Genomic DNA, 24,102 nt, shown 5'->3' on the forward strand with positions numbered 1-24,102 from the left:
AATTAGTGACGTTCGACGACGGCGACGCGTTGCCCCGCGCGCACGGGCGAACCCGGCGCCACGTAGATCTCGCCGACCGTTCCGGCGCACGGCGCACACACCGGGATTTCCATCTTCATCGACTCGATGATGAGCAGCACGTCGCCCGCGTCGACCGCGTCGCCGGTTTTCACCTTGACTTGCCAGAGGCTGCCGGCGATCTCGCTGTCCACGGCGACTTCGCCGTCGTGAAGCGGAGCTAACTGAGTGTCTTCGGTGACCGGCGTCTCGAACGTGATTTCCGAGGTGCCCGCTTCACGCCACCGCTCGCGCTCGGCCTGGAAGGCCGCCTGCTGCCTTGAACGGAACTGCTCGATGCTGGCGGATTCGCTAGCGAGAAACGCCTGATAGTCCGGCAACGAAAGCTCGGACTCTTCAATCCGCAACGGAAAACGCCCAAGCGGAAAGTCCGCGCGGATGCGCAACAGTTCGTCGGCCGATACTTCGTAGAAACGAATCTGGTCGAAGAAGCGCAGCAAATAATGCTGGCCGGCGAAATCCGCGACTTCGCGGTAGCGATTCCACATCTGCAACGTGCGGCCGACGAATTGATAGCCGCCAGGCCCTTCCATGCCATACACGCACAGATACGCGCCGCCGATGCCGACCGAGTTCTCCGCGGTCCACGTACGGGCCGGGTTGTATTTCGTCGTGACCAGCCGGTGACGAGGGTCGAGCGGTGTCGCGACGGGTGCGCCGAGGTACACGTCGCCGAGGCCCATCACCAGATAGCTCGCATCGAAGACGATTTGCCTGACCGCGTCGATGGAGTCGAGGTCGTTGATGCGGCGAATGAATTCGAGGTTGCTCGGGCACCACGGCGCGTTCTTGCGCACGGTGGTCATATATTTTTCGATCGCGAGCTGGCACGCGGGGTCGTCCCATGACAGCGGCAGATGAACGACGCGCGACGGCACGCGCAGATCCTTCTGCAACAGGACCTCGTCCCACGCCCGCGCGACGATGTCGAGCAACCTGGCGAGCGGCAGATCCTCGGGCCGGTAGTGGATCTGCAGCGAACGGATGCCCGGCGTGAGATCGATGACGCCAGTCAGATGCTGCGCTTCGAGGGACTGCATCAGCGCATGTCCGCGAAACCGTGCCACGAGGTCGAGCTCCGCTGGACCGATTTCGAGCAGCAGATGTGTGTCGCCGGATACACGCGCGACGAGTCTGTCGCGGTCCGCCCCGGTATCGAGCACGATCGGCGACGTCAGCGATGCTCTTGTTTCGCTCGGCGCACCCGGTGCAATCTCGAGGCTCTCCAGTTCCCGACGACGCTCACGCGCAGCCTCACGCGCTTCGTCGACTTCGACGGGCGCGAAGCGGATCTTGTCGCCTGCTTTCAGCTGGCCGATCTGCCAGAGGTCCGCCTCGATGATCGTCACCGGACAGACGAAGCCGCCGAGACTCGGGCCGTCGGGTCCGAGAATCACGGGCATGTCGCCGGTGAAGTCGACGGCGCCGACCGCGTACGGATTATCGTGAATGTTCGACGGATGCAGTCCAGCCTCGCCGCCGTCCTCGCGCGCCCACTCGGGTTTCGGTCCGATCAGGCGCACGCCGGTACGGCTGGAGTTGAAGTGAACCTCCCACTCGGTGTCGAGCAGCTGCGCGATATAGCGGGCGCTGAAGTATTCGGGTGCGCCGTGCGGACCATAGATCACGCGAACGGTGCGCACGCCGTCGAGCGTCGGCGCGTCGACGAGCGCCGCGCCGGCTTGCGCATCGCCGCGCGGATAAAGATGCAGCACGTCGCCCGCGCGGATCGCGCGGCCGCCATGTCCGCCGAACTGGCCGAGCGTAAAGGTGCTGCGGCTGCCGAGATACAGTGCGACGTCGAAGCCGCCGCGCACGCACAGATAAGCGCGCGCGCCCGCGCCGCGTATCGTGCCGAGCGCAAGCGTCGAACCCGCCGGCACATGGAGGCTCGTGTTCAGCGGCTGAGCGACATCGTCGAGCAGCACCGGAATCTGCGCGCCGGTGATGGCGACCACGGCATCCGTGTTGAAGCGCAGCGTCGGCCCGCTCATCGTGACTTCGAGAGCGGCGGCGTCGGCCGCATTGCCGAGCAGGCGATTGCCGAGCCGCATCGCCCGGTCATCCATCGGCCCCGACGGCGGGATGCCGACTGCCCAGTAGCCCAGGCGGCCGGGATAGTCCTGCACCGTCGTCTGCGTGCCGCCGCTGACGACTTCGACCGTGCTGGCCTGATACCTGAGCCCTTCGAGACATCGAGTCCACGGTTCGCCCGACGCGAACGGCCGGTCGCGCAGAATCTGGCGCAGATAGTCGCGATTCGTCTCGACGCCGTAGAGTCGGGTGTTGCGCAGCGCATCGTCGAGCGCATCGCGCGCTTCATCGCGAGTCGGCGACCACGCGATCACTTTCGCGAGCATCGGGTCGAAGTAAGGCGGCACTTCGCAACCGGCCTCGATCCATGTATCGATGCGCAATGCGCGCCCGTCAGCGTGCGGGAACTCGACCTCGGTCAAGAGGCCCGGACTCGGTTTGAAATCACGCCCCGGATCTTCCGCGTAGAGTCGCGCCTGGATCGCGTGCCCTCGCGGCGTTAGACTCGCCGCCAGGTGCTTCAGCGGCGCGAGCGTGCCGGCCGCCAGTTCGATCATCCAACGCACGAGGTCGACGCCCCACACCTGTTCGGTGACGCCGTGCTCGACCTGCAGACGCGTATTGACTTCGAGGAAGTAGAACTGTTCGGCGGCGCTGTCGTACACGAATTCGACGGTGCCGGCGGAGCGATAGTCGACGGCTTTCGCGAGCTTGACCGCTGCCTCGCAGAGCGCGGCCTGAATGCCGTTCGGCAGGCAGGGGGCGGGCGTTTCCTCGAGCACCTTCTGATTGCGCCGCTGCACCGAGCAGTCACGCACGCCAAGCGCGAGCGCGTCGCCTTTGCCGTCGCCGAATACCTGCACTTCCAGATGCCGCGCCCGTTCGATGTACTTCTCCAGAAACACGCCGGCATCGCTGAAATTGTTTTCGCCGAGGCGCTTCACGGCATCGAAATGGGCGCCGAGTTCGTCGGCGTTCCAGCACACCCGCATGCCGATGCCGCCGCCGCCCGCGGTGCTCTTCAGCATCACCGGATAGCCGATGGCCTGTGCCGCCGCGAGCGCCGCCGGCAAGTCCGCGAGCAGCCCGGTGCCTTCGAGCATCGGCACCCCTTCGTTGGCCGCGATTTCGCGGGCCGTGTGCTTGAGGCCGAACGCGCGAAGCTGCGCGGGTGTCGGTCCGATGAACGCGATGCCGGCCGCTTCGCAGGCTTCGCCGAACGCCGCGTTCTCCGATAAGAAGCCGTAGCCGGGATGGATCGCCTGCACGCCTTCGCGACGCGCAATCGCGAGGATCTTGGCCACGTCGAGATAAGTCAGCGCGGCCGGACCCTCGCCGAGCGCATGCGCGACAGGCGCTTCGCTGACGTGGCGGCTCGCTCGGTCGGCTTCCGCATAGATGGCGACGCCGGTGACGTCGAGTTCGCGCAACGTCCTGAGAATGCGGCACGCGATAGCGCCGCGATTGGCGATCAGAATCTTCTCGAACATGGAAGGTGTGTTGATTCGAAGGCGGGCCGTCCCGCCGTGGGAATGGCCGGCCGTGGTCGTCCACGGCCGAAGTCGCGTCAGCGATGCGTCTGGATCAGTTCTTCGCGCGTACGGCTGAAGTACCGGCCCGAGCGAACCAGCATGAGGAGAAAAAGCCAGTGGCGGATGCGCTTCAATTCCATATCAGCAGCTCCGCGGGCGTCGGGTTGTAGGCGTTGCACGGATTGTTCAGCTGCGGGCAGTTGGAGATCAGTACGATCACGTCCATCTCCGCGCGCAATTCGACGTATTTGCCCGGCGCGGAAATGCCGTCTTCGAAGCTGAGCCCGCCCGTGGCCGTGACCGGCACGTTCATGAAGAAGTTGACGTTCGCGCCGATGTCCTGCTTCGACAGGCGGCCGTCATGTGCGCAGGCACGCAGGAAGTTGTCGCGGCAGCTGTGCATGTAGCGCTTCTCCAGTGCGTAGCGCACCGTGTTGCTTTCCTGCGCGCAGGCGCCGCCGAGCGTATCGTGGCGGCCGCACGTGTCGGCGACGATCGTCAGCATCGGCTTGCCGAGGTTCGAGTACAGCACCGAGCCCGTCGTCAGGTAGAGGCTTTTTTGCCGGCGCAACGTGCGTTGCGGGTCGAAGCGCTCGCGCGGATCGGCGAGGCTGTAGAACAGCGTGTCGACCGCCTGGTTGCCTTCGAGATCGACGATGCGCAGCGTTTGCCCGGCCTTCACCTCGTGAAGCCACGGCTCGCCGGCGGCGAGTGTCTCGCGATAGACCGCGGTTTCCGGACGTTTGTCGCTGACGATAAGCGTGCTGGTCATAAGCGTGGCCTTCGCTCAAAGAAAGAAGCGTTCTGTGTTGATGAAACCGCGTGCGTTCTCTTCGCATGCGGTGCGGCAAACTTCGGCGACCTCGGGCCGCGCGTCGCTCAACTCGAGCTTGACGGGCCTCGGCGCGTACTCGGGGTTCGGGTCGAGCGGGTGCTGGATCGCGGTGAGCACGACGAGCGTGTTCATCGGTGCGTAGAGCTCGACGTAGTTGCCCGCTTTTGAGTTTCCTGGCACGAAACTGAGAACGCCGTCGTCGCTGACATCGACACGGCTAAACAGATTGAGCGTCATCAGCAGGTCAGTGATGCCGAGCCCCCACTTGCCCATTTCGACGAGCAGGTTGTCCGTGCCGTTGCGATAGAACGCGTTGCGCAGCTCCTGGTAGCGGCCCGCGCCGTATCGTTCGCGAACCTCGTCGGCATTCGAAGCTCCACCGATGCTGTCGTGCCAGCCACAGGTATCCGCGACGATCGCGGCAAGCACGCGGCCCATGTCGGAGTACAGGCAGTGCCCGACCGTGAGCCTGGCCGTGTGCTGGCACTTCAACGAATCCGGCAGATTGAGCCGTTCGCTCTTTTCCGTCGCGTTGACCATCATCACGCTGACGTTCGCACCGCCACGCAGGTCGGTAATGCGCAGTGATCGACCACGCTTGACGATCAGCGACGTATGGCCGCCGCCTGGGACGGTTTCTTCAAGCAATAAGGTCGTATCTGAGTTCATACCTGAGTTCCCTTCAGTCGGAGACCAGTTCGATATGCGATGCGCCTCGCACGGCAGCCTCGGCGATCTGCACGGCGGACATGGAATCGCGGCTACGGTCGAGCGCAATGTTGTAGGTGATGCGCGCGCCATAGGCGCCCGGCGCCTGCGGGTCGACGCGCACCTTGTCGAAAACCAGCACGCGGCTTCCCAACGTGAAGCCTTCTTTCAGGTCATGCGTGACCATGAAGATCGTGAGCTTCGCTTCGCGCCACAGGTCGGAGAGCAGCTCATGCATGTCCTTGCGGATGCCGGGGTCGAGCGCGCCGAATGGTTCGTCGAGCAGCAGCACGCGAGGCTTCATCATCAGCGCCTGCGCGATCGCGAGGCGTTGCTGCATGCCGCCCGACAGCTGCTGCGGAAACTTGTTCAAGGCCGCGCCCAGCCCGACGCGCTCGAGCATGGCCGCTGCCTCGTCTTGCGCCACGCGCCGACGGACACCGAATAGCCGGCCGGTGAACTTCGCCTGTGGAAGCTCCAGCCCCAGCATCACGTTGCGCAACACACTCAGATGGTCGAACACCGAGTAGCGTTGAAACACGACGCCGCGATGCCGGTCCGGTTCGCCGGGCAGCGGCTTGCCGTCCAGCAGGATCTCGCCGCGCGTCGCGCGCTCCTGACCCAGCAGCAGGCGCAGAAACGTCGACTTGCCGCAGCCGGACGCGCCGACCATCGAACAGAACTCGCCTTCCTTGACGGTCAGATTCAAACGCTCGAGCACGACCTGGTCGCCGTACTCTTTCCAGACGTTGCGGACCTCGATCATCGCGCGCCTCCGTACCACGGGAAGCACCATTGCGTGATCCGGCGCAGCAGCTCGTCGGTGAGCCATGCGAGCAGCGTGATCCACGCGACGTACGGCAGGATCAGATCCATCGACAGATAGCGGCGCACGAGAAAGATGCGGTAGCCGAGGCCATCGGTCGACGCGATCGCTTCGGCTGCGATCAGAAAGAGCCACGCCGCGCCGAGAGAAAGACGCGTCGCCGCCAGCAGACGCGGCAGCAGTTGCGGCAGCACCAGACGCAGAATCAGCGTCCAGCTGGTGGCGCCGAGCGTCTGCGCCTTGACCCACAGCTCGACCGGAATCTCGCGGGCGCGAGCATGCAGATCGCGAATGATCACCGGCGTGATGCCGACGACGATCAGCACGACCTTCGACAACTCGTCGAGCCCGAACACGATGAACAGGACCGGCAGCACCGCCAGCGGCGGCACCATTGAGATCACGGTGATGAAAGGCGACAGCGTCGCGCTGACGAGCGGAAACGAACCGGTCGCGATCGCGGCCACCAGTGCGATCACGGCACTGACGACAAGGCCGATGCCGAGCCGCCGCAAGCTCGACAGCGTGTCGGTCCACAACAGGTACTCGCCGGTGCGCTTGTCCTCGGTGAAGGCGGCCGACTTCACCGCGTCGCTCATTTGCGCCGCGCTCGGCAGCAGCTTGTCATCGGGATTGAGCGAGAGTCGCATCGAGGACCCGGTGAAGTAGACCGCGAACAGCACGACGAACGGCAGCAGAAGCAGCATCAAGCCGCCGATCCGGCTCGGATGTCGATTGATGAGTCGCATGGTGAGCGCCTGGTTGGAAAGCTGGGATGCGAGCCCGCCATGGCGAGCCCCCGGCGAGTGCCTGGACGGTCCGTGTCAGAGCTTGCCCGCGGCCGCCATCGCGACGTAGGTCGGATCGAAACGCAGCTTGACGTTGTTCTTGTTGCCGACCACGACGCCCTTGTCGAACGCCATGCCGACCGCGTCCGCGCTCTTCGCGTCCTGTCCGAGCAGGCCGTGATCGAAAGAGAACTTCGCGACGCGCGTCATGATCTTCGGCATGTCGGCGCTGGTGACGAAGTCGAGCGCGGCTTGCGGCGAATAGAAGAGGGCGGTCGTCGCCAGTTGGCCCTTGAAGTTGGCGAGATCGGTGCCCGAGGCCTTCGCCATCGCGCTCAGCGCGGACGTGCTGGCCGCGGAGTCGGTGTGCATCAGCGCGACCATTTCGAACCATGCACCGGTCAGCGCTTTGCCGAGGGCGGGGTTCTGCTGCAACGTCTTCGTGTTGACGACCATCATGTCCATGATTTCGCCGGGGATCTTGCTGGAGTCGAAGACTTCGCTGACGTTCGGCTGCGACTTCAGATCGGCGAGCATCGGATTCCAGGTGACCGCGTTGTGAACCGTGGGGGTCGCGAATGCGCCCGAGATGTCGGCATCCGAGGTGTTCACGACCTTGAGGTCGCGCTCGCTCATGTGAGCGCTTTCGAGCGCGCGTGCGAGCAGGTAGTGGGAGACGGAAAACTGCACGAGGTTGACCTGCTGCCCCTTCAGGTCGGCGATCTGCTTGCCCTTGCCCTTCATCAGCACGCCGTCGTTGCCGTTCGAATAGTCGCTGACGATCAGTGCCGTCGAATCCACGCCGCCGGAGGCGGGAATCGTGAGCGCGTCCATGTTGGTCATCGCGCAGCCGTCGAACTTGCCGGCCGTGTACTGATTGATGGACTCGACGTAGTCGTTCAGCTGCACGACGTCGACATTGATGCCGTATTTCCTGGCCCATTTGGACACGATGCCCTGGGTTTTCGCCTCACCCCATGGCATCCAGCCGGCGTAGATGGTCCAGCAGACCTTGAAGTCGTTGCGGCCCGCGGCGAACGTGGGGCTCGAGGCGAAGGTGGCGAGGGAGACGGCGGCAATACCAAGACAGCGAACGAGCTTGAACATGGGTTGACCTCGGAGGGGACGGTTAGCGACGGCAGGGAGCAGCGCAAACATCGCGTTCTCTCCCGGGCTTTTGTCCCGCCGTGTAACCTCGCCTGAGGTCGACAGCTCTCGGACCAGCACCTGCGTGAAGCAGGCCGGAACCCTAGCCGTCCATTTCCAGATTGTCTGTCGAACCGGAGGTTGCGCCGGCTCCTTGCGCGCTCTTTAAAGCGGGAAGTGTGCCAGGGGCCATACCGCGGGTTGGTCGCTAGGTTTGTGCGGAGAAGGGCAAGTTTTTGCCCCGGGGCGGGGAAGGTGTGCACTGATGTGTGTCAGGGAGTGCACTCGATTCGGGCGTGAGAGGACGGGTATGCGCATCTTGCTCCAGAGCATTTGCAGGAGGCTAAACGCTTAAATCCCTACGCCAATTGGAAGAAATAGATTGTTGAGAGATATCGCTACGCGAACCTCATGCTTCTCAGTTTCTGGCTGCCCACCCGAACGAAGCCTGAAGTTGACGCAAAACATCAAACGTATCGCGGCTAGCTACGCCAAAATTTCGGCAAACGTTGGGAATTTTTACTTTTGTCGAGTTCTCACTGAATTGCTCATGAGTTGCAATACCCCATCCCATTGTTCTGGCCTTCGCGATGAGCCAAGGATCTGCTCCACCAAGGAAAAGATCTTTATTCGGGCGGCTGTAGCGCGCGACCGATTCAACGTGTTGAACAACCTCACCAAATGCGGCTTGGGTCGGCACATCGGCAACGTCGAGAAACCAACCGGTACCACGTCGGGCTTCTATCCACTGTGCAAGGTGATCGCCACGACCCGCGAGTTCGTCGTACACCTCTCCGATACTCGCGATAACCCCTTGCGCATTAGCGTTATCCAGCCAGTCCCAAAAGCCCGGGCAAATATCGTTTGCATAGTAACGATTTTGCGCCTCAATAAAGATGTTGGTATCCAGCAGGTACATTCTTATTATTCCCCGTACACGCTACTTGCGAGCTTCTTCAAGTTTGCAGGGGCGACTCCGAGCAAGCTGCCCGCATCACGCAGCAGCATTCGGCCCTCAAATGCGGTTTCTAGAACGGCCTTCGTCAGCAGCTTTCCGTTCCTCACCGCCGAAGTTTTATATGGATTTCCACCACTAGATTGCCGCGCAGCGGCCGCAGCCCATGCCTCGCGTTCAGCTTGATAGAAAGCGGCGAACTCATTCCAGGGCGCGAGTCTGAGTTCCACGGCCCGTCTGCCGACAACGACGCCACTAACCTTAAAGGTACGAGCGAGTTCGCGGACTTGCGCCACGAACCCAGCTCGATCGTTCCACCGAGCTCGAAACTCCGCCGCCGGAACCAAAAACTCTGCTGCCGTGGCATTGCACAGCCGCTCGACGTCGCCGCCGTGCTGCTGAGCGATACCAATCCTCTCGTTAGAGACTCCGCTCTCACCAAGCCACAAGTGCGCGATCTCGTGAATCAGCGTGAAAATCTGTGCGGCCTTCGCATCCTTGCCATTAAGAAATACGACCGGAGCATATTGATCTGCGACCACGAAACCCCGAAACTCATCGACCGACAACGGACGATGAGTATTGTTGCCCACGATTCCAGATCGCATTACTAGAATCCCCGCGTCCTCGATCCGAGCGATCAACAGTCGAAGGTAGTCCTCCCAGTTGGCGCAGTTAATGCGGTCCTCTGCCGTGACTTGTAACGTGCGACCAATATCAGCCGCAATGTCGGTTGGCGCACCGCGAACGTTAAATCGTCCGATAAACGCCAACGGCTCTTGGCCCTGCAGCCGTCGATATTCTCTGAACCAAGTTTGCTTCCGCATAACATCGTTGAATATGTCGCGGAAGTCGGCACTCAGCGGACGCACTGGATCGTCCCCCACCGTTCGGAAATCGGCAATCGGTAGGGCTTCCTCGGGCGGCTCAGGGAGGTAGAAGTAGCCGAAGGGAATGTGAGTGATCTCGGCAATGCGCTTAGCCTGGCGGAAGGTTGGCTTCCGTTCGCCAGTTTCCCAAGATACCACCCGCGCAGTGGCTGTTCCCAACTTGTCGGCCAACGCGAGTGCGTCTATACCGGAGCGCTGGAGCGCCCAAGTCAGTATCGCGGGATTGATCTGTGCCTCGGCCATGATTCGTATCGGTCGCTTCGACTCGGTCTTGTTCTCGTCTTGGGCTTGTGCGGGCCAGACGACGCTTCGGGTCCGGTACGAAATCATACCGGACGGCGACTACGAACGGCTTGTGCTCAAAACCCTAGCAGGAGACGAAAACGCCGTTGACACTGTCGTTGACAGAGCGCAGAAATGACAAAGGGTTAGCCGAAGCTAACCCTTTGATTTTACTGGTGGCGAATCAGGGACTCGAACCCCGGACCTGCGGATTATGATTCCGTCGCTCTAACCGACTGAGCTAATTCGCCGAAAGAAGCGAAATTATGCAGGGGCCACCGGAGGCTGTCAACCCCCGGCTCACAACTTTTTCAGATAGCTCCGGCTGTCGGTCCACTCAATCCTTCGCGTAGATATCCGAGTCCTTGGTTTCGCGCACGAACAGCATGCCGATCACGAAGGTGACCACCGCGATGACGATCGGATACCAGAGCCCCGAGTAGATGTTGCCCTTCGCCGCGACGATCGCGAACGCGGTGGCCGGCAGGAAGCCGCCGAACCAGCCATTGCCGACGTGATACGGCAGCGACATCGACGTATAACGGATGCGCGTCGGGAACATCTCGACCAGCATCGCCGCGATCGGCCCGTAGACCATCGTCACGTAGATCACGAGGATCGTCAGGATCACGATGCTCATCGGCCAGTTGATCTGAGCCGGATCGGCCTTCGGCGGGTAGCCGGCGGCCTTCAGCGTCGCGGCGAGCGTCTTCTCGAACGTCTTGGCTTGCTCCTTCGCGTCGCCGGCGCGGCCGTCGAACGTGTTGACGACCGTATCGCCCACGCGGATCTGCGCGATCGTGCCGGCAGGCGCCGCGACGTTGTCGTAGTTCAGGCCGGCTCGCGACAGCGCGCCCTTCGCGATGTCGCATGAGCTCGTGAACTTCGCCGTGCCCACCGGGTTGAACTGGAACGAGCACTCGGCCGGATCGGCGATCACGACGATCGGCGACTTCGCGGTTGCCGCTTCGAGCGCCGGGTTCGTGTAGTGTGTGAGCGCCTTGAACAGCGGGAAGTAGGTGAGTGCGGCGATCAGCAGGCCGGCCATGATGATCGGCTTGCGGCCGATGCGATCCGACAGCGAGCCGAAGAACAGGAAGAACGGCGTGCCGATCAGCAGCGCGAGCGCGATCATGATGTTGGCGCTCGAACCGTCGACCCTCAGCGTCTGCGTGAGGAAGAACAGCGTGTAGAACTGGCCCGTGTACCAGACGACAGCCTGGCCGGCCGTCAGGCCGAGCAGCGCGATAATCACGACCTTCAGGTTCTTCCATTGGCCGAACGCTTCGGAAAGCGGCGCCTTCGAGGTCTTGCCCTCGGCCTTGATGCGCGCGAACACCGGCGACTCATGCAGTTGCAGGCGAATCCACACCGACACCGCGAGCAGCAGGATCGACACGACGAACGGAATGCGCCAGCCCCAGGCGCCGAAGGCGTCTTCGCCCATGAACGTGCGAATGCCGAGAATCACGAGCAGCGACAGAAACAGACCGAGCGTGGCGGTGGTCTGGATCCATGCGGTGTAGAAGCCGCGGCGGTTCGCTGGCGCGTGTTCGGCCACGTAGGTTGCGGCGCCGCCATACTCGCCGCCGAGCGCGAGACCCTGCAGCAGGCGCATCGCGATGAAGAGCACCGGCGAAGCGATGCCGATCGCCGCGTAGCCCGGCAGGAAGCCGACGAGGAACGTCGACAGGCCCATGATGATGATCGTGATCAGGAAAGTGTACTTGCGCCCGACCATGTCGCCGAGCCGCCCGAATACGATCGCGCCGAACGGCCGCACCGCGAAGCCCGCCGCGAAGCTGAGCAGCGTGAAGATGAACGCCGCGGTCGGATTGACGCCGGAAAAGAAGCTCTTGCTGATGAAGGCCGCAAGCGAGCCGGCCAGATAAAAGTCGTACCACTCGAAAACCGTACCCAGCGACGATGCGAAGATCACCCGCTTCTCATCGCGCGTCATCGGCACGTGCGAGATTTGCCCGCCAACGGTAGCCATATTGTCGTCTCCAATATTGATATACACGCGGATCGCCGGCACAGGCGTTCCCGTGCAACCGATTATTGGAGTGGAAACTTACGGCGTTCTGACTCGGCGCTGAACCTGGGGGTAGTCCGGTAAGCCGACGAATAGGCGTTCAATTTCCGTCAATGTGCTGGGATGTTCCCGCAATCCACGCTGAAATATCTCAAAAAACGCTGACCGTCACGCTGACGATAGAGGCGCGTTAGGGTAAGTCCCGCCCCGTTCGAGCACGTGCAAGCTGACGCGCACCAGTGTGCCGGCGAGCCGCGGTGACTCCTGGTAGACGTTGTCGTCGATGGCGAGCTCGCCGCCGTGCATTGCCGCAATCTCGCGCACGATCGCGAGGCCGAGGCCGCTGCCGTCGCCCTCGCGGCCCAGAATCCGGTAAAAGCGCTCGACCACACGAGAGCGCTCGCTGGCCGGAATGCCGAGCCCGGTGTCCTCGACTTCCAGGTGCACGAGCCGCGCGGGGGCGTCGTGCCGCACGCGCACGGTGATGCGGCCGCCCGCCGGCGTATAGCGGATCGCGTTGTCGATCAGGTTCGACAGCATTTCACGCAGCATCACCGGATTGCCGGCGACTTCGACCGGCTCGTCGGGCGCTTCGTAGCCGATGTCCATCTGCTTCGCGAGCGCGGCCTGCACCCATTCGCGCACCGCGCTGCGCGCGAGTTCGCCGAGTTCGAGCGGCGTGAAGATCTGCCCCGACCGACGGTTTTCCGCGCGCGCCAGCGCGAGCAATTGCGTGACGAGCCGCGCGGCCTGCTCGGAGCTCGTCGCGATCTGTTCGAGCGAGCGACGAACCTCGGCCGACGCGTTCTGGCGCAGCGCGAGCTCGGCCTGGGTGCGCAGGCCGGCCAGCGGCGTTTTCATCTGATGCGCGGCGTCGGCGATGAAGCGCTTCTGTAGCTCCATGTTCTGTTCGAGGCGCGTGAGCAGATCGTTGAACGACGTGACGAGCGGCTCGATTTCCGGCGGCGCGCGGCGCGCTTCGAGCGGCGACAGATCGTCCGGCCGGCGCGCGCGGATATGCGCCTGCAGCGCATGCAGCGGCTCGAGCCCGCGCGACAGCCCGAACCACACGAGCAGGATCGCGAGCGGCAGGATCACGAACTGCGGCAGGATCACGCCCTTGATGATGTCGTTGGCGAGCTGGCTGCGCTTGTCGAGCGTTTCGGCGACCTGCACGAGCACGGCCTGCGCGCGCCCGGCGTCTGCGGAAACTCGACGGTCGTGTAGGCGACGCGGATGTCGTTGCCGCGCAGCACGTCGTCGCGGAATTCGACGAGGCCCGGTGGCGGGCGGTCTTCCTCGTGCGGCAGTGGCATGTCACGCTCGCCGGCCACGAGCTCGCCGCGCGTGCCGAGCACCTGAAAGAACACGCTGTCGACGTTGTCGGCACGCAGGAAATCGCGCGTCGACTCGGGCAGCGACAGCTCCGCGACGCCGTTGACCGGATGGATCTGGCGCGCGAGGACGTAGGCATCGGTTTCGAGCGCGCGGTCGAACGGCCCGTTCGCGATCGACTTCGCGACCAGATAGGTGACCGCGAGGCTCATCGGCCACAGCAGCAGCAGCGGCGCGAGCATCCAGTCGAGAATTTCGCCGAACAGCGAGCGCGGACGCGCTTCGGCGGCGGCTTCGGTTTCGTCGGGCGCGGCGAACGGATTGGCGTAGCGCGCGTCGCGCGCCTCGTCGAGGTCCGCAGCGTGCGCCGTGGCGCGATCAGCGCGTGCGGACATCGCTGGCCTCTATTTGTAGTGGTGGCTCGCCGGCATCGCGGTGGACGACGGCGCGGTGGACGATTGTGCCGCTTGTGCCGTCTGCGGCTCGGAGCCGGCCGGGGTGGCGGGCGCGCTCGCATTCGCCGGCGGCGCCGCTTTTTCGAGACAGTAGCCGAGCCCGCGCACGGTGATGATGCGCACGCCGCTCGGTTCGATCTTCTTGCGCAGCCGGTGCACGTAGACTTCGATCGCGTTGTTGCTGACTTCCTCGCCCCATTCGCATAGATGGTCGACGAGCTGCTCTTTCGAGACCAGCCGGCCGATCCGTTGCAGCAGCACTTCGAGCAGCCCGAGTTCGCGCGCGGACAGATCGATCGCCTGGTCGTTGACGTAGGCGATGCGGCCCACCTGATCGAACGACAGCGAGCCATGCCGCACGACGGTCGGGCCGCCGCCCGCGCCGCGCCGTGTCAGCGCGCGCACGCGCGCTTCGAGTTCGTTCAGCGCGAAGGGCTTGGCCATGTAATCGTCGGCGCCGAGGTCGAGGCCTTTGACGCGTTCGTCGACGCTATCGGCGGCGGTCAGGATCAGCACGGGCAGGTTCGAATTGCGCGCGCGCAGGCGGCGCAGCACCTCGAGCCCGGACATGCGCGGCAGGCCCAGATCGAGGATCAATAGGTCGAACGTCTGCATTGACAACGCGGTATCGGCTTCTACGCCGCTTTTCACGTGATCGACCGCATAGGCCGATTGGCGGAGTGATCGAACCAGACCATCCGCGAGTATGCTGTCGTCTTCGGCAATCAGAATTCGCATGATGCGCCAGCCTGGCTTTGCCGGCACCGTGGGGGGGGGCCCCGGCGCGCAGCGGTCTCCGAACATTTTGTGGGTAGTTGGGGCGATGCGACAGTAAAAGATGCGCGTTCGCATCACAATCGCGCTTGCCAAAACTACTGTTTTTTTATACAGTGTCTGCGTTTCGTGTGATGTCCTGGAGACTCCGCTCAATTCGAGTGGAACCGCGGGTGCACACCTGCCTCAGACGCCGTTCATCATAGCAAAGGACGATTCATGGAAGAAAGCAAGAAAGGCTCGGCTGGACTGACTGCTGAAAAGAGCAAGGCTCTCGCCGCCGCGCTCGCGCAGATCGAAAAGCAGTTCGGCAAAGGGTCGGTCATGCGGCTCGGCGCAGGTGAGGCAGTCGAAGACATCCAGGTGGTCTCCACCGGATCGCTCGGCCTCGACATCGCACTGGGCGTAGGCGGTTTGCCGCGCGGCCGCGTGGTCGAAATCTACGGTCCGGAATCGTCCGGTAAAACCACGCTGACGCTGCAGGTCGTCGCCGAAATGCAGAAGCTCGGCGGCACCGCGGCGTTCATCGACGCGGAACACGCGCTGGACATTCAATACGCGGGCAAGCTCGGCGTGAACGTCGCCGACCTGCTGGTCTCGCAGCCGGACACCGGCGAACAGGCGCTCGAAATCGCCGACGCGCTGGTGCGCTCGGGCTCGATCGACATGATCGTGATCGACTCGGTCGCGGCGCTGGTGCCGAAGGCGGAAATCGAAGGCGAAATGGGCGACTCGCTGCCGGGTCTGCAGGCGCGTCTGATGTCGCAGGCGCTGCGCAAGCTGACCGGCACGATCAAGCGCACGAACTGCCTCGTGATCTTCATCAACCAGATCCGCATGAAGATCGGCGTGATGTTCGGCAACCCGGAAACCACCACGGGCGGTAATGCGCTGAAGTTCTACGCGTCGGTGCGTCTGGACATTCGCCGCATCGGCTCGATCAAGAAGAACGACGAAGTGATCGGCAACGAAACCCGCGTGAAGGTCGTCAAGAACAAGGTGGCGCCGCCGTTCCGTGAAGCGATTTTCGACATCCTGTACGGCGAGGGCATCTCGCGTCAGGGCGAAATCATCGACCTCGGCGTGCAGGCGAAGATCGTCGACAAGGCTGGCGCATGGTACAGCTACAGCGGCGAGCGGATCGGTCAGGGCAAGGACAACGCGCGTGAATTCCTGCGCGAAAATCCGGATATCGCTCGCGAAATCGAGAACCGTATCCGCGAATCGCTGGGCGTCACCGCGATGGCGAACGCCGTGACCGGCGCGGACGCTGAAGTCGCGGGCGAAGAAGAGTAAGCATCAAGTGATACGCAAAGGCCGGCCGCTGTCCGGTTTCGACTCCGGACGCTATCCGGACGGCCCGCGCGACGAGGCGGACGGATCGCCTGAGTCCGGCGACCCGTTCGAACCGTTCGACGCACATGACCGCGCCGCGGGCCGCGGCCCGCAGCGTACGCGGTCTGCACCCGCTGCAGCGTCGTCCAGCCGGGATTCCTCCGGACTCGATTCCCCAATCCCCTCCGAAGTCACCTACACCCGCTCGCGTCGCCAACCCGGCGAAGAGAAGCCGGGCCAGTCCGACAAAGACGACAGCAGAAAATCCCAACGCCCCGCCCGTTCGTTGAAAGCGCGCGCGCTCGGCTATCTGTCGCGCCGCGAATATAGCCGCGCCGACCTCGCCCGCAAGCTGAAGCCTTACGTCGAGGAAACCGATTCGCTCGACACGGTGCTCGACGCGCTGCAGGCCGAAAACTGGCTATCCGACTCGCGCTTCGCGGAAAGCCTGATCCATCGGCGCGCATCGCGGCTCGGCACGAGCCGCATTCTCGGCGAACTGAAGCAACACGCGCTCAACCCGGCGCTCGTCGAAGAGGCGAGCGCGCAATTGCGCGAAACCGAACTCGCGCGCGCCCAGGCGGTCTGGCGCAAGAAGTTCGGCCAGTTGCCGCAAACGCCGGCCGAGCGCGCGAAGCAGGCGCGCTTTCTCGCGTCGCGCGGCTTCTCCGGCGCGACGATCGGCAAGATCCTGAAGGGTATCGACGAGATCGGGGACGGCGACTAACACGCCAGTCTCGACGGGTAGGGCAATTACCGCGCCGTAACCTGGCGCCAGGCCGTGCGCAATCGGGGCTGTCCCAAATACCCGTTATGCTAAACTCCAGAAGTTTTCCCAATCCGGCCTTTCCTTCCCGCATGTCGCTCTCCCCGCCAGTGTCCCGTCAGTTGCGCCATCGTCGCGCAATCAGAGCGGAAGCTTACGAGCGAGCCGATGGCCTGTGGGATGTGGAAGCGTGCCTGACCGACGAAAAGCCACGCGATGTGGCGCTTGCGTCGGGTGTCCGGCCCAATGGTCAGCCGATCCATGAACTCTGGCTTCGCATCACCATCGATCGCAAGCTCAATGTCGTCAACGCCGAGGCGTCGTCCGACTGGGTCCCCTATCCAGGGTTGTGCCAGGCCAGCAATCCCGCCTACCGTGCCCTCATCGGGCTCAATCTGTTCCACAACTTCCGTCGCGATGCTGCCCGTTTGCTGGCCGGCACGGCCGGTTGCACGCATCTCACCGAGCTGTGCGCGATCCTGCCGACCGCCGCGATCCAGGCGTTCGCCGGCGACGTATGGAACACCGATGACGGCACGCCGGGCGCGAACGCGGGTTCGGGAGACGAATCGTCCAACGGCACAGGCGAGCATTCCAACGACAAACCGCCATTCCAGCTGGGACGCTGCCACGCGCTGCGTTTCGACGGCGAGGCGGTGAAACAGTTTTATCCGCGCTGGTATGGTCATGCACCGCGTCCGGCGGAACGCGCGGCCTCGTCGGACGGCGCGGCGGCCCGCGAACGAAGCGGCGACGCGTCGGCCTGAACGGCGGCAACGGAATCGAAGTTCTATCCAACTCTCAGACTGAAGGGAATCACGCATGAAGATTCACGAGTACCAGGGTAAGGAAATCCTGCGGAAATTCGGCGTCGCGGTACCGCGCGGCAAGCCGGTCTTCTCGGTGGATGATGCGGTCAAGGCCGCGGAAGAGCTGGGCGGCCCGGTGTGGGTCGTGAAGGCTCAGATCCACGCGGGTGGCCGTGGCAAGGGCGGCGGCGTCAAGGTCGCCAAGTCGCTGGAACAGGTTCGCGAGTACTCGAACCAGATCCTCGGCATGCAGCTCGTCACGCACCAGACCGGTCCGGAAGGCCAGAAGGTGAACCGCCTGCTGATCGAAGAAGGCGCCGACATCAAGAAGGAACTGTATGTCGGTCTCGTGATCGATCGCGTTTCGCAGAAGATCGTCGTGATGGCGTCGAGCGAAGGCGGCATGGACGTCGAAGAAGTCGCGGAAAAGACGCCTGAGCTGATCCACAAGGTTGCCGTCGATCCGTCGACCGGCCTGAAGGACTCGGAAGCAGACGACCTCGCGAAGAAGATCGGCGTGCCCGACGCTTCGATCCCGCAAGCTCGCGCGATCCTGCAAGGCCTGTACAAGGCATTCTGGGAAACCGACGCATCGCTCGCCGAAATCAACCCGCTGATCCTGACCGGCGACGGCAAGGTCATCGCACTCGACGCGAAGTTCAACTTCGACTCGAATGCGCTGTTCCGTCACCCGGAAATCGTCGCGTACCGCGATCTGGACGAGGAAGATCCGGCTGAAATCGAAGCGTCGAAGTTCGACCTCGCGTACATCTCGCTCGACGGCAACATCGGCTGTCTGGTGAACGGCGCCGGCCTCGCAATGGCAACGATGGACACCATCAAGCTGTTCGGCGGCGAACCGGCGAACTTCCTCGACGTCGGCGGAGGAGCTACGACCGAGAAGGTCACCGAAGCGTTCAAGATCATGCTGAAGAACCCGAACCTGACCGCGATTCTGGTCAACATCTTCGGTGGCATCATGCGCTGCGACGTGATCGCGGAAGGCGTGATCGCGGCCTCGAAGGCCGTGTCGCTGAAGGTGCCGCTCGTGGTCCGCATGAAGGGCACGAACGAAGACCTGGGCAAGAAGATGCTCGCCGAATCCGGCCTGCCGATCATCTCGGCGGACAGCATGGAAGAGGCGGCTCAGAAGGTCGTCGCGGCTGCTTCGGGCAAGGCGTAAGCCAGCTGTCCACGGCGCATTTACCAGCTCATTTGCCAGGTTTACGAGTGGCGGCGCGCAAGCGACACAGGCGTGAAGCATCGCGCCGAGTGGCGCTACCGCGCGACGCCAAACGAACAGAGGTCAATACATGTCGATTCTGATCAACAAAGACACCAAGGTCATCACGCAGGGCATCACCGGCAAGACCGGTCAGTTCCACACGCGTGCTTGCCGTGAATACGCAAACGGCCGCGAAGCGTACGTCGCGGGCGTGAACCCGAAGCGCGCCGGCGAAGATTTCGAAGGCATCCCCATCTACGCGAGCGTCGCTGAAGCCAAGGCTGAGACGGGCGCGACCGTGTCGGTGATTTACGTTCCGCCGGCAGGCGCTGCCGCCGCAATCTGGGAAGCAGTCGAAGCCGACCTGGATCTCGCAATCTGTATCACGGAAGGCATTCCCGTCCGCGACATGATCGAGATCAAGGACCGTATGCGTCGCGAAAACCGCAAGACGCTGCTGCTCGGACCGAACTGCCCGGGCACGATCACGCCGGACGAGCTGAAGATCGGCATCATGCCGGGTCACATCCATCGCAAGGGCCGCATCGGCGTCGTGTCGCGTTCGGGCACGCTGACGTATGAAGCAGTCGGCCAGCTGACCGCGATCGGCCTCGGCCAGTCGTCGGCAGTCGGCATCGGCGGCGACCCCATCAACGGTCTGAAGCACATCGACGTGATGAAGATGTTCAACGACGATCCGGATACGGACGCCGTCATCATGATCGGCGAAATCGGCGGTCCGGACGAGGCGAACGCCGCGCACTGGATCAAGGACAACATGAAGAAGCCGGTGGTTGGCTTCATCGCTGGCGTCACGGCGCCTCCGGGCAAGCGCATGGGCCACGCCGGCGCGCTGATCTCGGGCGGTGCGGACACCGCCGAAGCGAAGCTGGAAATCATGGACGCGTGCGGTATCAAGGTCACGAAGAACCCGTCGGAAATGGCGCGTCTTCTGAAGGCGATGCTGTAAATCGAATTCGCGTGCCGTTGGCGCGCGATTTTGATACGCTTACGAACTCCTTTCGTGAGTGGGCGGTCCCGAAAAGCGGGGGAGTGCAGACTCCCCCGCTTTTTTTTGGTGCGCCAGGCATGGCGCGTAGCGCCGTGACTGGCGCTGTCCGACCCGCTGTGGTGGCGAGCCGGATGACTTGGGGGTGAAAGTCCTCTGCACACCCGGCAAGGGGAAGTGCTAGCTGAACGGCAAGGGTGTCCGTCGTAAGGCGGAATCTGAAGGAAGCCGCAGGCAAAATGCTGGCCTGACGAACAGGAAGCGGATATCAGGCGGTGTGGCGGGGTGAGCAGTCCAAGATCTGTAAAGCCCAATACTTGCACGGAACGCCACGACGTAGATCCGACAGGCATAAGCAGGAAGGTCGCGCGCATTACCCTGGGAGCCCCGTCAGTCTGCCTTGTGCTACTGGCATCGCAAGGTGCCGGGATGGGCTGGCGGGAGTCAGCAGAGGCCATAGTAGCGGCTCGGAACCGGAGCAGTGAAGGGCCGAACCTGACGAGAGTGGATAGTCACGCATGCTCTCTGAGCGTTTGGGCACAAGTCTCGGCACAGCCGGGAGCCTGCGATCAAACTTGACGGCCGGAAGCCTGAGAGAGGTTGGGGTGTCCATTGAACGACAGGCGACACGACGAACGAAACGAAGCTCGCTGGAGCAATCCAGTCGTCAGGAAACGCCGGATACGTGATCCGTACGTCCGGTGTTGTGGGAGGACGGCGGGGGCAACCCCGCCTCCTACCCGATTCCGCGCTTGCGCCGCGGTTCTGCCCGCGCGGTCGATTTTTTCTTATGCTTTTTTCCATGCTCGAATTCTTCACGACCCTCCATTGGGGCTCGGTCTTTCAGATCATCGTCATCGACGTTCTGCTCGGCGGCGACAACGCGGTCGTGATCGCGCTCGCCTGCCGCAACCTGCCGCAGTCGCAGCGCGTGCGTGGGATCGTGTGGGGGACCGCCGGCGCGATCGCGCTGCGCGTCGTGCTGATCGCGTTCGCGGTCGTGCTGCTCGACGTGCCGTTCCTGAAGTTCGCGGGCGGCTTGCTGCTGCTGTGGATCGGCGTGCGCCTGCTCGCGCCGGCGCACGACGCTCACGACAACGTGAAGCCGGCCGACAAGCTGATCTCGGCGGTGAAGACGATCATCATCGCGGATGCGGTGATGAGCGTCGACAACGTGATCGCGATCGCGGGCGCGGCCGAAGCCGCGGAGCACGAGCACCGGTTGGCTTTGGTGATCTTTGGCCTCATCGTGAGCATTCCGCTGATCGTGTGGGGCAGCCAGCTGATTCTGAAGCTGCTCGATCGCTTTCCGGGCATCGTACTGTTCGGCGCGGGCCTGCTCGGCTGGATCGCGGGTGGTCTGATGGTCAACGACCCGGCCGGCGACCGCTGGCCGATCCTCGACACGCCAGTCGCCGAATACGGGATGAGCATCGCGGGCGCGCTGTTCGTCGTGATCGTCGGCTATCTGTTGAAGCGCCGTAACGCGAAACGCGCGGCGGTGTGAGCATGGCGTTGACGGTGCATCGCTGCCTGATTCGTGATGCCGTCCGAATGCAAGCCTGGCCATCCGGCTGACTGTGACGCGCGAGCTTCGCTCGCTACGATTGAAACGCCTGTTCCCGATCCACGGGCCAGGCGTTTCTCGTATCAGGAGTCTGCCGATGATCGTTACCCTGCCATATTCCCCTTACTCTCAATCGACGCAATCCCCGCGTAGGTCGCGCCGCGCACGCTGGCGCGCGAGCTGGTTCGCGCGCATCTGCCGCCGCTGCGGCGTCGGCTTCACGCTGATCGAGTTGATGATCGTGCTCGCGATCGTCGGCGTGATCGCGGCCTACGCGATTCCCGCGTATCAGGACTATCTGGCGCGCAGCCGGGTCGGCGAGGGCTTGTCGCTCGCGGCGTCGGCGCGGCTCGCGGTGGCCGAAAACGCCGCGAGCGGCAACGCGTTCAGCGGCGGTTATGCGTCGCCGCCCGCCACGCGCAACGTCGAGTCCATCCAGATCGACGACGACACTGGTCAGATCACGATCACGTACTCGACGCGTGTCGCGCAGGCCGGCGCAAACACCATGACGCTGGTGCCGTCGGTCCCGGACAACGTCGATGCGCCGAGCGCGCGCGTCGCGTTGAGCAAGGACGCGGTGCAGACCGGCGCGCTGACGTGGGAATGCTTTGCGAGCGGCAAGAGCGCGTCGTCGTTGCCGGCGCCGGGTTCGGGGCCGATGCCAGGCGAAGCGCCGACGCTCGCCGCGAATCTGGCGCCGCCCGAATGCCGTTCATAAGGGGCAAATGAGTGAGTGAACGAGACAGCAGCCGAGCGCTGACTGGATGAGTCGAAGCCACAACGTAAAAGGCTGATTTTCAGCCTATTTCGGCCGGACCGGCGCACAGTGCAACGAAATTTTTGTATAGTGCGCCGGTTGCTGACGCCCACCGTTGATTCGATGCCCACCCCTTTCGCACGCTACCTATCTCTCGTACTGCTGGCTCTTGCGTTGATCCTGCCCTACGCGGTTGCCAACCATACGTATCCGATCCCAACCTTCTACGCCGAATTCACCTCGCTCGCGCTGTTTCTGCTGACCGGGGCGGCCGTCGTGCTGCTGGTCGCGACCACCCGGCCGCGCGTGAGCTTCGCGTCGCCCACGGTCGCGCTCGTACCCTTGCTGTTCGGCCTCGTGCTGGTCGTGCAGACGCTGGTGCTGCCGGTCGCGGAGCCATCGATGAACTGGCTCGGCGCGGGCTTCCTGCTCGCTGCGTGGATGGCCGTGCATGTGGGCTACGGCTTCACGCGCGTGAAGCTCGACGAGACCGCGTTGCGCTGGGCGGCGGGGGCGTTGATCGTCGGCGGTCTGTTCGCAGTGTTCAGTCAGGTGATCCAGCTGTTTCACCTCGAGGCGCGCGTGGCTCCGCTCGTCGTCGCGTACAACATAACCGTCGAGCGCCGGCCGTTCGGCAACATGGCGCAGGCGAACCACCTCGCGACGTATATCGCGTTCGCGATGGCGGGCGCACTGTACCTCGTGCAGACGCGACGCATCGCGGTGCCCATCTGGCTGCTCGTGTCGACGATTTTCTCGGTCGGCCTCGCGCTGACCGTGTCGCGGGGTCCATGGCTGCAGATGGGCGTGATCGTCGTGGCCGGCTTCTGGATGGCCTTCGCGCAGACTCGCAACGAAGCGCAATTGCGCCGTAGCAACCGTGAATGGCTGGTGCCGATCGCGCTCGCGGTGCTGTTTTTCGTGGTCAATGCGCTGATCCGCTGGGCCAACGTGCGCTATCACCTCGAACTCGGGCAGTCGGCGGCCGAGCGCTTCCAGGATGCCGGCCAGATCGCGCCGCGCCTCGCGCTGTTGAAATACGGCTGGACGATGTTCAAGCAGCATCCGCTGCTCGGCGTCGGCTGGGGCGAATTTCCGAGCCATCAGTTCGAGCTTGTCAAGCAGCTGGGCGGCGTCGAAATCGCCAACAACTCGCACGACATTTTCGTCGACCTGCTCGCGAAAACCGGTCTGATCGGTCTCGCGATCGTGCTCGTGGGTCTCGTCGCGTGGCTCGTGCGCGTCGTGCGTGCGCCGCAAAGCGCCGCGCGCGTGTTCGGCATCGCGCTGATCGGCGTGCTGACGATGCATGCGCTCGTCGAGTATCCGCAGCAGTACATGTTCTTCCTGTTGCTCGCGATGTTCGTGTTCGGCCTGCTCGAAACGCGGCCGTTGCGCGCGGTGCCGGCGAATCTGTCGCTCGGTGCGTTCGCGGTGGTGGTGTTCGGCGGACTCGCCGCGCTGTATCCGGTGTATCGCGACTATGCGCGCGCCGAGGTGCTCTACTACGGCGCGCGTCCGGCCGAGCAGTACAGCGCCGATCCGTCGTTCCTGTTCGGCGCGTGGGGCGAATACGGTCTTGCGACGCTGCAGCCGATGAATCCGCTGAACCTGCAGCGCAAGCTCGCGATGCACAAGCAGGCGATCGCGCTGTTGCCGGGCGAGACGGTGCTGCGTCGCTACGCGGTGCTGCAGGCGCTGAGCGGCGATACCGCGGCGGCGCTCGATACGGTCGAGCGCTTGCGGATCTTCGCCGAGGAATTGAAAGACTGGCCGGCGCAGCTCGGTTATCTCTACCAGCTCGTCGACGAGCAGAAGTCGCTCGCGGGCTTCAAGCAGCAGTTGGTGAAGCGCTACGGCACACCGGCGGCCGATGCGACGCCGGATGACGACAGCGACGACGATTGATCGGACCGCGGAAGCTTAGGCGTGCTGGCGCCGCGGCTTCCTCCCTTCAA

Annotated in this window: 18 protein-coding genes, 1 tRNA gene, 1 pseudogene and 1 riboswitch; of the genes and pseudogenes, 8 read left to right on the forward strand and 12 right to left on the reverse strand. The window is 63.6% G+C overall.

Going from position 1 to position 24,102, the window contains the following annotated elements:
- Window positions 1–2: 2 nt before the first annotated feature.
- From uca to OKW39_RS15220, 12 genes and pseudogenes are all read right to left on the reverse strand, one after another.
- The gene (gene uca, locus OKW39_RS15165) at window positions 3–3,602 is read right to left on the reverse strand and encodes an urea carboxylase (RefSeq protein WP_429562955.1); all 3,600 of its coding nucleotides are present in this window, start codon (window positions 3,600–3,602) and stop codon (window positions 3–5) included.
- A gap of 172 nt (window positions 3,603–3,774) precedes the next feature.
- Complete coding sequence (locus OKW39_RS15170; protein WP_184022979.1) at window positions 3,775–4,416, reverse strand: urea amidolyase associated protein UAAP2; 642 nt, start codon at window positions 4,414–4,416, stop codon at window positions 3,775–3,777.
- Between the two features lie 15 nt (window positions 4,417–4,431).
- Window positions 4,432–5,148, reverse strand: coding sequence for an urea amidolyase associated protein UAAP1 (locus OKW39_RS15175; RefSeq protein WP_184022980.1), 717 nt, complete (start codon window positions 5,146–5,148; stop codon window positions 4,432–4,434).
- Window positions 5,149–5,161: 13 nt separating this feature from the next.
- A complete protein-coding gene (locus OKW39_RS15180) occupies window positions 5,162–5,953 on the reverse strand; it encodes an ABC transporter ATP-binding protein (RefSeq protein WP_429335289.1) in 792 nt (263 codons plus the stop codon).
- Window positions 5,950–6,762 (reverse strand): ABC transporter permease, encoded by an 813-nt coding sequence (locus OKW39_RS15185; RefSeq protein WP_187609933.1) that lies wholly within the window; start codon window positions 6,760–6,762, stop codon window positions 5,950–5,952. The genes OKW39_RS15180 and OKW39_RS15185 overlap by 4 nt, the downstream gene beginning before the upstream one ends.
- 75 nt (window positions 6,763–6,837) lie before the next feature.
- Window positions 6,838–7,908, reverse strand: a complete 1,071-nt coding sequence (locus tag OKW39_RS15190; RefSeq protein ID WP_090801749.1) for a putative urea ABC transporter substrate-binding protein — start codon at window positions 7,906–7,908, stop codon at window positions 6,838–6,840.
- A gap of 57 nt (window positions 7,909–7,965) precedes the next feature.
- Window positions 7,966–8,065, reverse strand: a riboswitch (guanidine-I (ykkC/yxkD leader).
- Window positions 8,066–8,365: 300 nt separating this feature from the next.
- On the reverse strand, window positions 8,366–8,866 hold the full coding sequence (locus tag OKW39_RS15195; RefSeq protein ID WP_429562956.1) for a DUF4411 family protein: 501 nt from the start codon (window positions 8,864–8,866) through the stop codon (window positions 8,366–8,368).
- 5 nt (window positions 8,867–8,871) lie between these two features.
- Window positions 8,872–10,035 carry an ImmA/IrrE family metallo-endopeptidase gene (locus tag OKW39_RS15200; RefSeq protein ID WP_429363007.1) on the reverse strand — a complete coding sequence of 388 codons (1,164 nt, stop codon included), beginning with the start codon at window positions 10,033–10,035 and terminating at the stop codon, window positions 8,872–8,874.
- 213 nt (window positions 10,036–10,248) lie between these two features.
- Window positions 10,249–10,325, reverse strand: a tRNA-Met gene (locus OKW39_RS15205).
- A gap of 86 nt (window positions 10,326–10,411) precedes the next feature.
- The gene (locus tag OKW39_RS15210) at window positions 10,412–12,070 is read right to left on the reverse strand and encodes an MFS transporter (RefSeq protein ID WP_429562957.1); all 1,659 of its coding nucleotides are present in this window, start codon (window positions 12,068–12,070) and stop codon (window positions 10,412–10,414) included.
- 207 nt (window positions 12,071–12,277) lie between these two features.
- Window positions 12,278–13,839 (reverse strand): annotated as a pseudogene (locus tag OKW39_RS15215) (sensor histidine kinase N-terminal domain-containing protein).
- Window positions 13,840–13,848: 9 nt separating this feature from the next.
- Window positions 13,849–14,637, reverse strand: a complete 789-nt coding sequence (locus OKW39_RS15220) for a response regulator transcription factor (protein ID WP_184022986.1) — start codon at window positions 14,635–14,637, stop codon at window positions 13,849–13,851.
- Between the two features lie 255 nt (window positions 14,638–14,892).
- On the opposite strand from OKW39_RS15220, the gene recA reads away from it, so the two are divergent.
- From recA to OKW39_RS15260, 8 genes are all read left to right on the forward strand, one after another.
- Window positions 14,893–15,969, forward strand: a complete 1,077-nt coding sequence (gene recA, locus OKW39_RS15225; protein ID WP_018421721.1) for a recombinase RecA — start codon at window positions 14,893–14,895, stop codon at window positions 15,967–15,969.
- A 7-nt stretch (window positions 15,970–15,976) separates the two neighbouring features.
- On the forward strand, window positions 15,977–16,735 hold the full coding sequence (gene recX / locus OKW39_RS15230; RefSeq protein WP_429562958.1) for a recombination regulator RecX: 759 nt from the start codon (window positions 15,977–15,979) through the stop codon (window positions 16,733–16,735).
- Window positions 16,736–16,866: 131 nt separating this feature from the next.
- Entirely contained in the window at window positions 16,867–17,541 is a 675-nt protein-coding gene (locus OKW39_RS15235; RefSeq protein ID WP_429293887.1) for a DUF2889 domain-containing protein, read from the forward strand.
- A 55-nt stretch (window positions 17,542–17,596) separates the two neighbouring features.
- Entirely contained in the window at window positions 17,597–18,766 is a 1,170-nt protein-coding gene (sucC, locus tag OKW39_RS15240) for an ADP-forming succinate--CoA ligase subunit beta (protein ID WP_013090442.1), read from the forward strand.
- Between the two features lie 130 nt (window positions 18,767–18,896).
- On the forward strand, window positions 18,897–19,778 hold the full coding sequence (gene sucD, locus OKW39_RS15245) for a succinate--CoA ligase subunit alpha (RefSeq protein WP_013090441.1): 882 nt from the start codon (window positions 18,897–18,899) through the stop codon (window positions 19,776–19,778).
- Window positions 19,779–20,619: 841 nt separating this feature from the next.
- On the forward strand, window positions 20,620–21,324 hold the full coding sequence (locus tag OKW39_RS15250) for a TerC family protein (RefSeq protein ID WP_429363795.1): 705 nt from the start codon (window positions 20,620–20,622) through the stop codon (window positions 21,322–21,324).
- A 157-nt stretch (window positions 21,325–21,481) separates the two neighbouring features.
- Entirely contained in the window at window positions 21,482–22,105 is a 624-nt protein-coding gene (locus tag OKW39_RS15255) for a pilin (protein WP_429562959.1), read from the forward strand.
- A 162-nt stretch (window positions 22,106–22,267) separates the two neighbouring features.
- Window positions 22,268–24,052, forward strand: coding sequence for a PglL family O-oligosaccharyltransferase (locus tag OKW39_RS15260; RefSeq protein ID WP_429562960.1), 1,785 nt, complete (start codon window positions 22,268–22,270; stop codon window positions 24,050–24,052).
- The last annotated feature ends 50 nt before the right edge of the window (window positions 24,053–24,102 follow it).

This window comes from Paraburkholderia sp. MM6662-R1 (genome assembly GCF_050436245.1).
GTDB classification, from domain to species: domain Bacteria; phylum Pseudomonadota; class Gammaproteobacteria; order Burkholderiales; family Burkholderiaceae; genus Paraburkholderia; species Paraburkholderia tuberum.

Bases quoted from the DNA above. Each gene is read 5' to 3' on its own strand.
- uca (WP_429562955.1), bottom strand. From the start codon at position 3,602: ATGTTCGAGAAGATTCTGATCGCCAATCGCGGCGCTATCGCGTGCCGC.
- OKW39_RS15170 (WP_184022979.1), bottom strand. From the start codon at position 4,416: ATGACCAGCACGCTTATCGTCAGCGACAAACGTCCGGAAACCGCGGTC.
- OKW39_RS15175 (WP_184022980.1), bottom strand. From the start codon at position 5,148: ATGAACTCAGATACGACCTTATTGCTTGAAGAAACCGTCCCAGGCGGC.
- OKW39_RS15180 (WP_429335289.1), bottom strand. From the start codon at position 5,953: ATGATCGAGGTCCGCAACGTCTGGAAAGAGTACGGCGACCAGGTCGTG.
- OKW39_RS15185 (WP_187609933.1), bottom strand. From the start codon at position 6,762: ATGCGACTCATCAATCGACATCCGAGCCGGATCGGCGGCTTGATGCTG.
- OKW39_RS15190 (WP_090801749.1), bottom strand. From the start codon at position 7,908: ATGTTCAAGCTCGTTCGCTGTCTTGGTATTGCCGCCGTCTCCCTCGCC.
- OKW39_RS15195 (WP_429562956.1), bottom strand. From the start codon at position 8,866: ATGTACCTGCTGGATACCAACATCTTTATTGAGGCGCAAAATCGTTAC.
- OKW39_RS15200 (WP_429363007.1), bottom strand. From the start codon at position 10,035: ATGGCCGAGGCACAGATCAATCCCGCGATACTGACTTGGGCGCTCCAG.
- OKW39_RS15210 (WP_429562957.1), bottom strand. From the start codon at position 12,070: ATGGCTACCGTTGGCGGGCAAATCTCGCACGTGCCGATGACGCGCGAT.
- OKW39_RS15220 (WP_184022986.1), bottom strand. From the start codon at position 14,637: ATGCGAATTCTGATTGCCGAAGACGACAGCATACTCGCGGATGGTCTG.
- recA (WP_018421721.1), top strand. From the start codon at position 14,893: ATGGAAGAAAGCAAGAAAGGCTCGGCTGGACTGACTGCTGAAAAGAGC.
- OKW39_RS15235 (WP_429293887.1), top strand. From the start codon at position 16,867: ATGTCGCTCTCCCCGCCAGTGTCCCGTCAGTTGCGCCATCGTCGCGCA.
- sucC (WP_013090442.1), top strand. From the start codon at position 17,597: ATGAAGATTCACGAGTACCAGGGTAAGGAAATCCTGCGGAAATTCGGC.
- sucD (WP_013090441.1), top strand. From the start codon at position 18,897: ATGTCGATTCTGATCAACAAAGACACCAAGGTCATCACGCAGGGCATC.
- OKW39_RS15250 (WP_429363795.1), top strand. From the start codon at position 20,620: ATGCTCGAATTCTTCACGACCCTCCATTGGGGCTCGGTCTTTCAGATC.
- OKW39_RS15255 (WP_429562959.1), top strand. From the start codon at position 21,482: ATGATCGTTACCCTGCCATATTCCCCTTACTCTCAATCGACGCAATCC.
- OKW39_RS15260 (WP_429562960.1), top strand. From the start codon at position 22,268: ATGCCCACCCCTTTCGCACGCTACCTATCTCTCGTACTGCTGGCTCTT.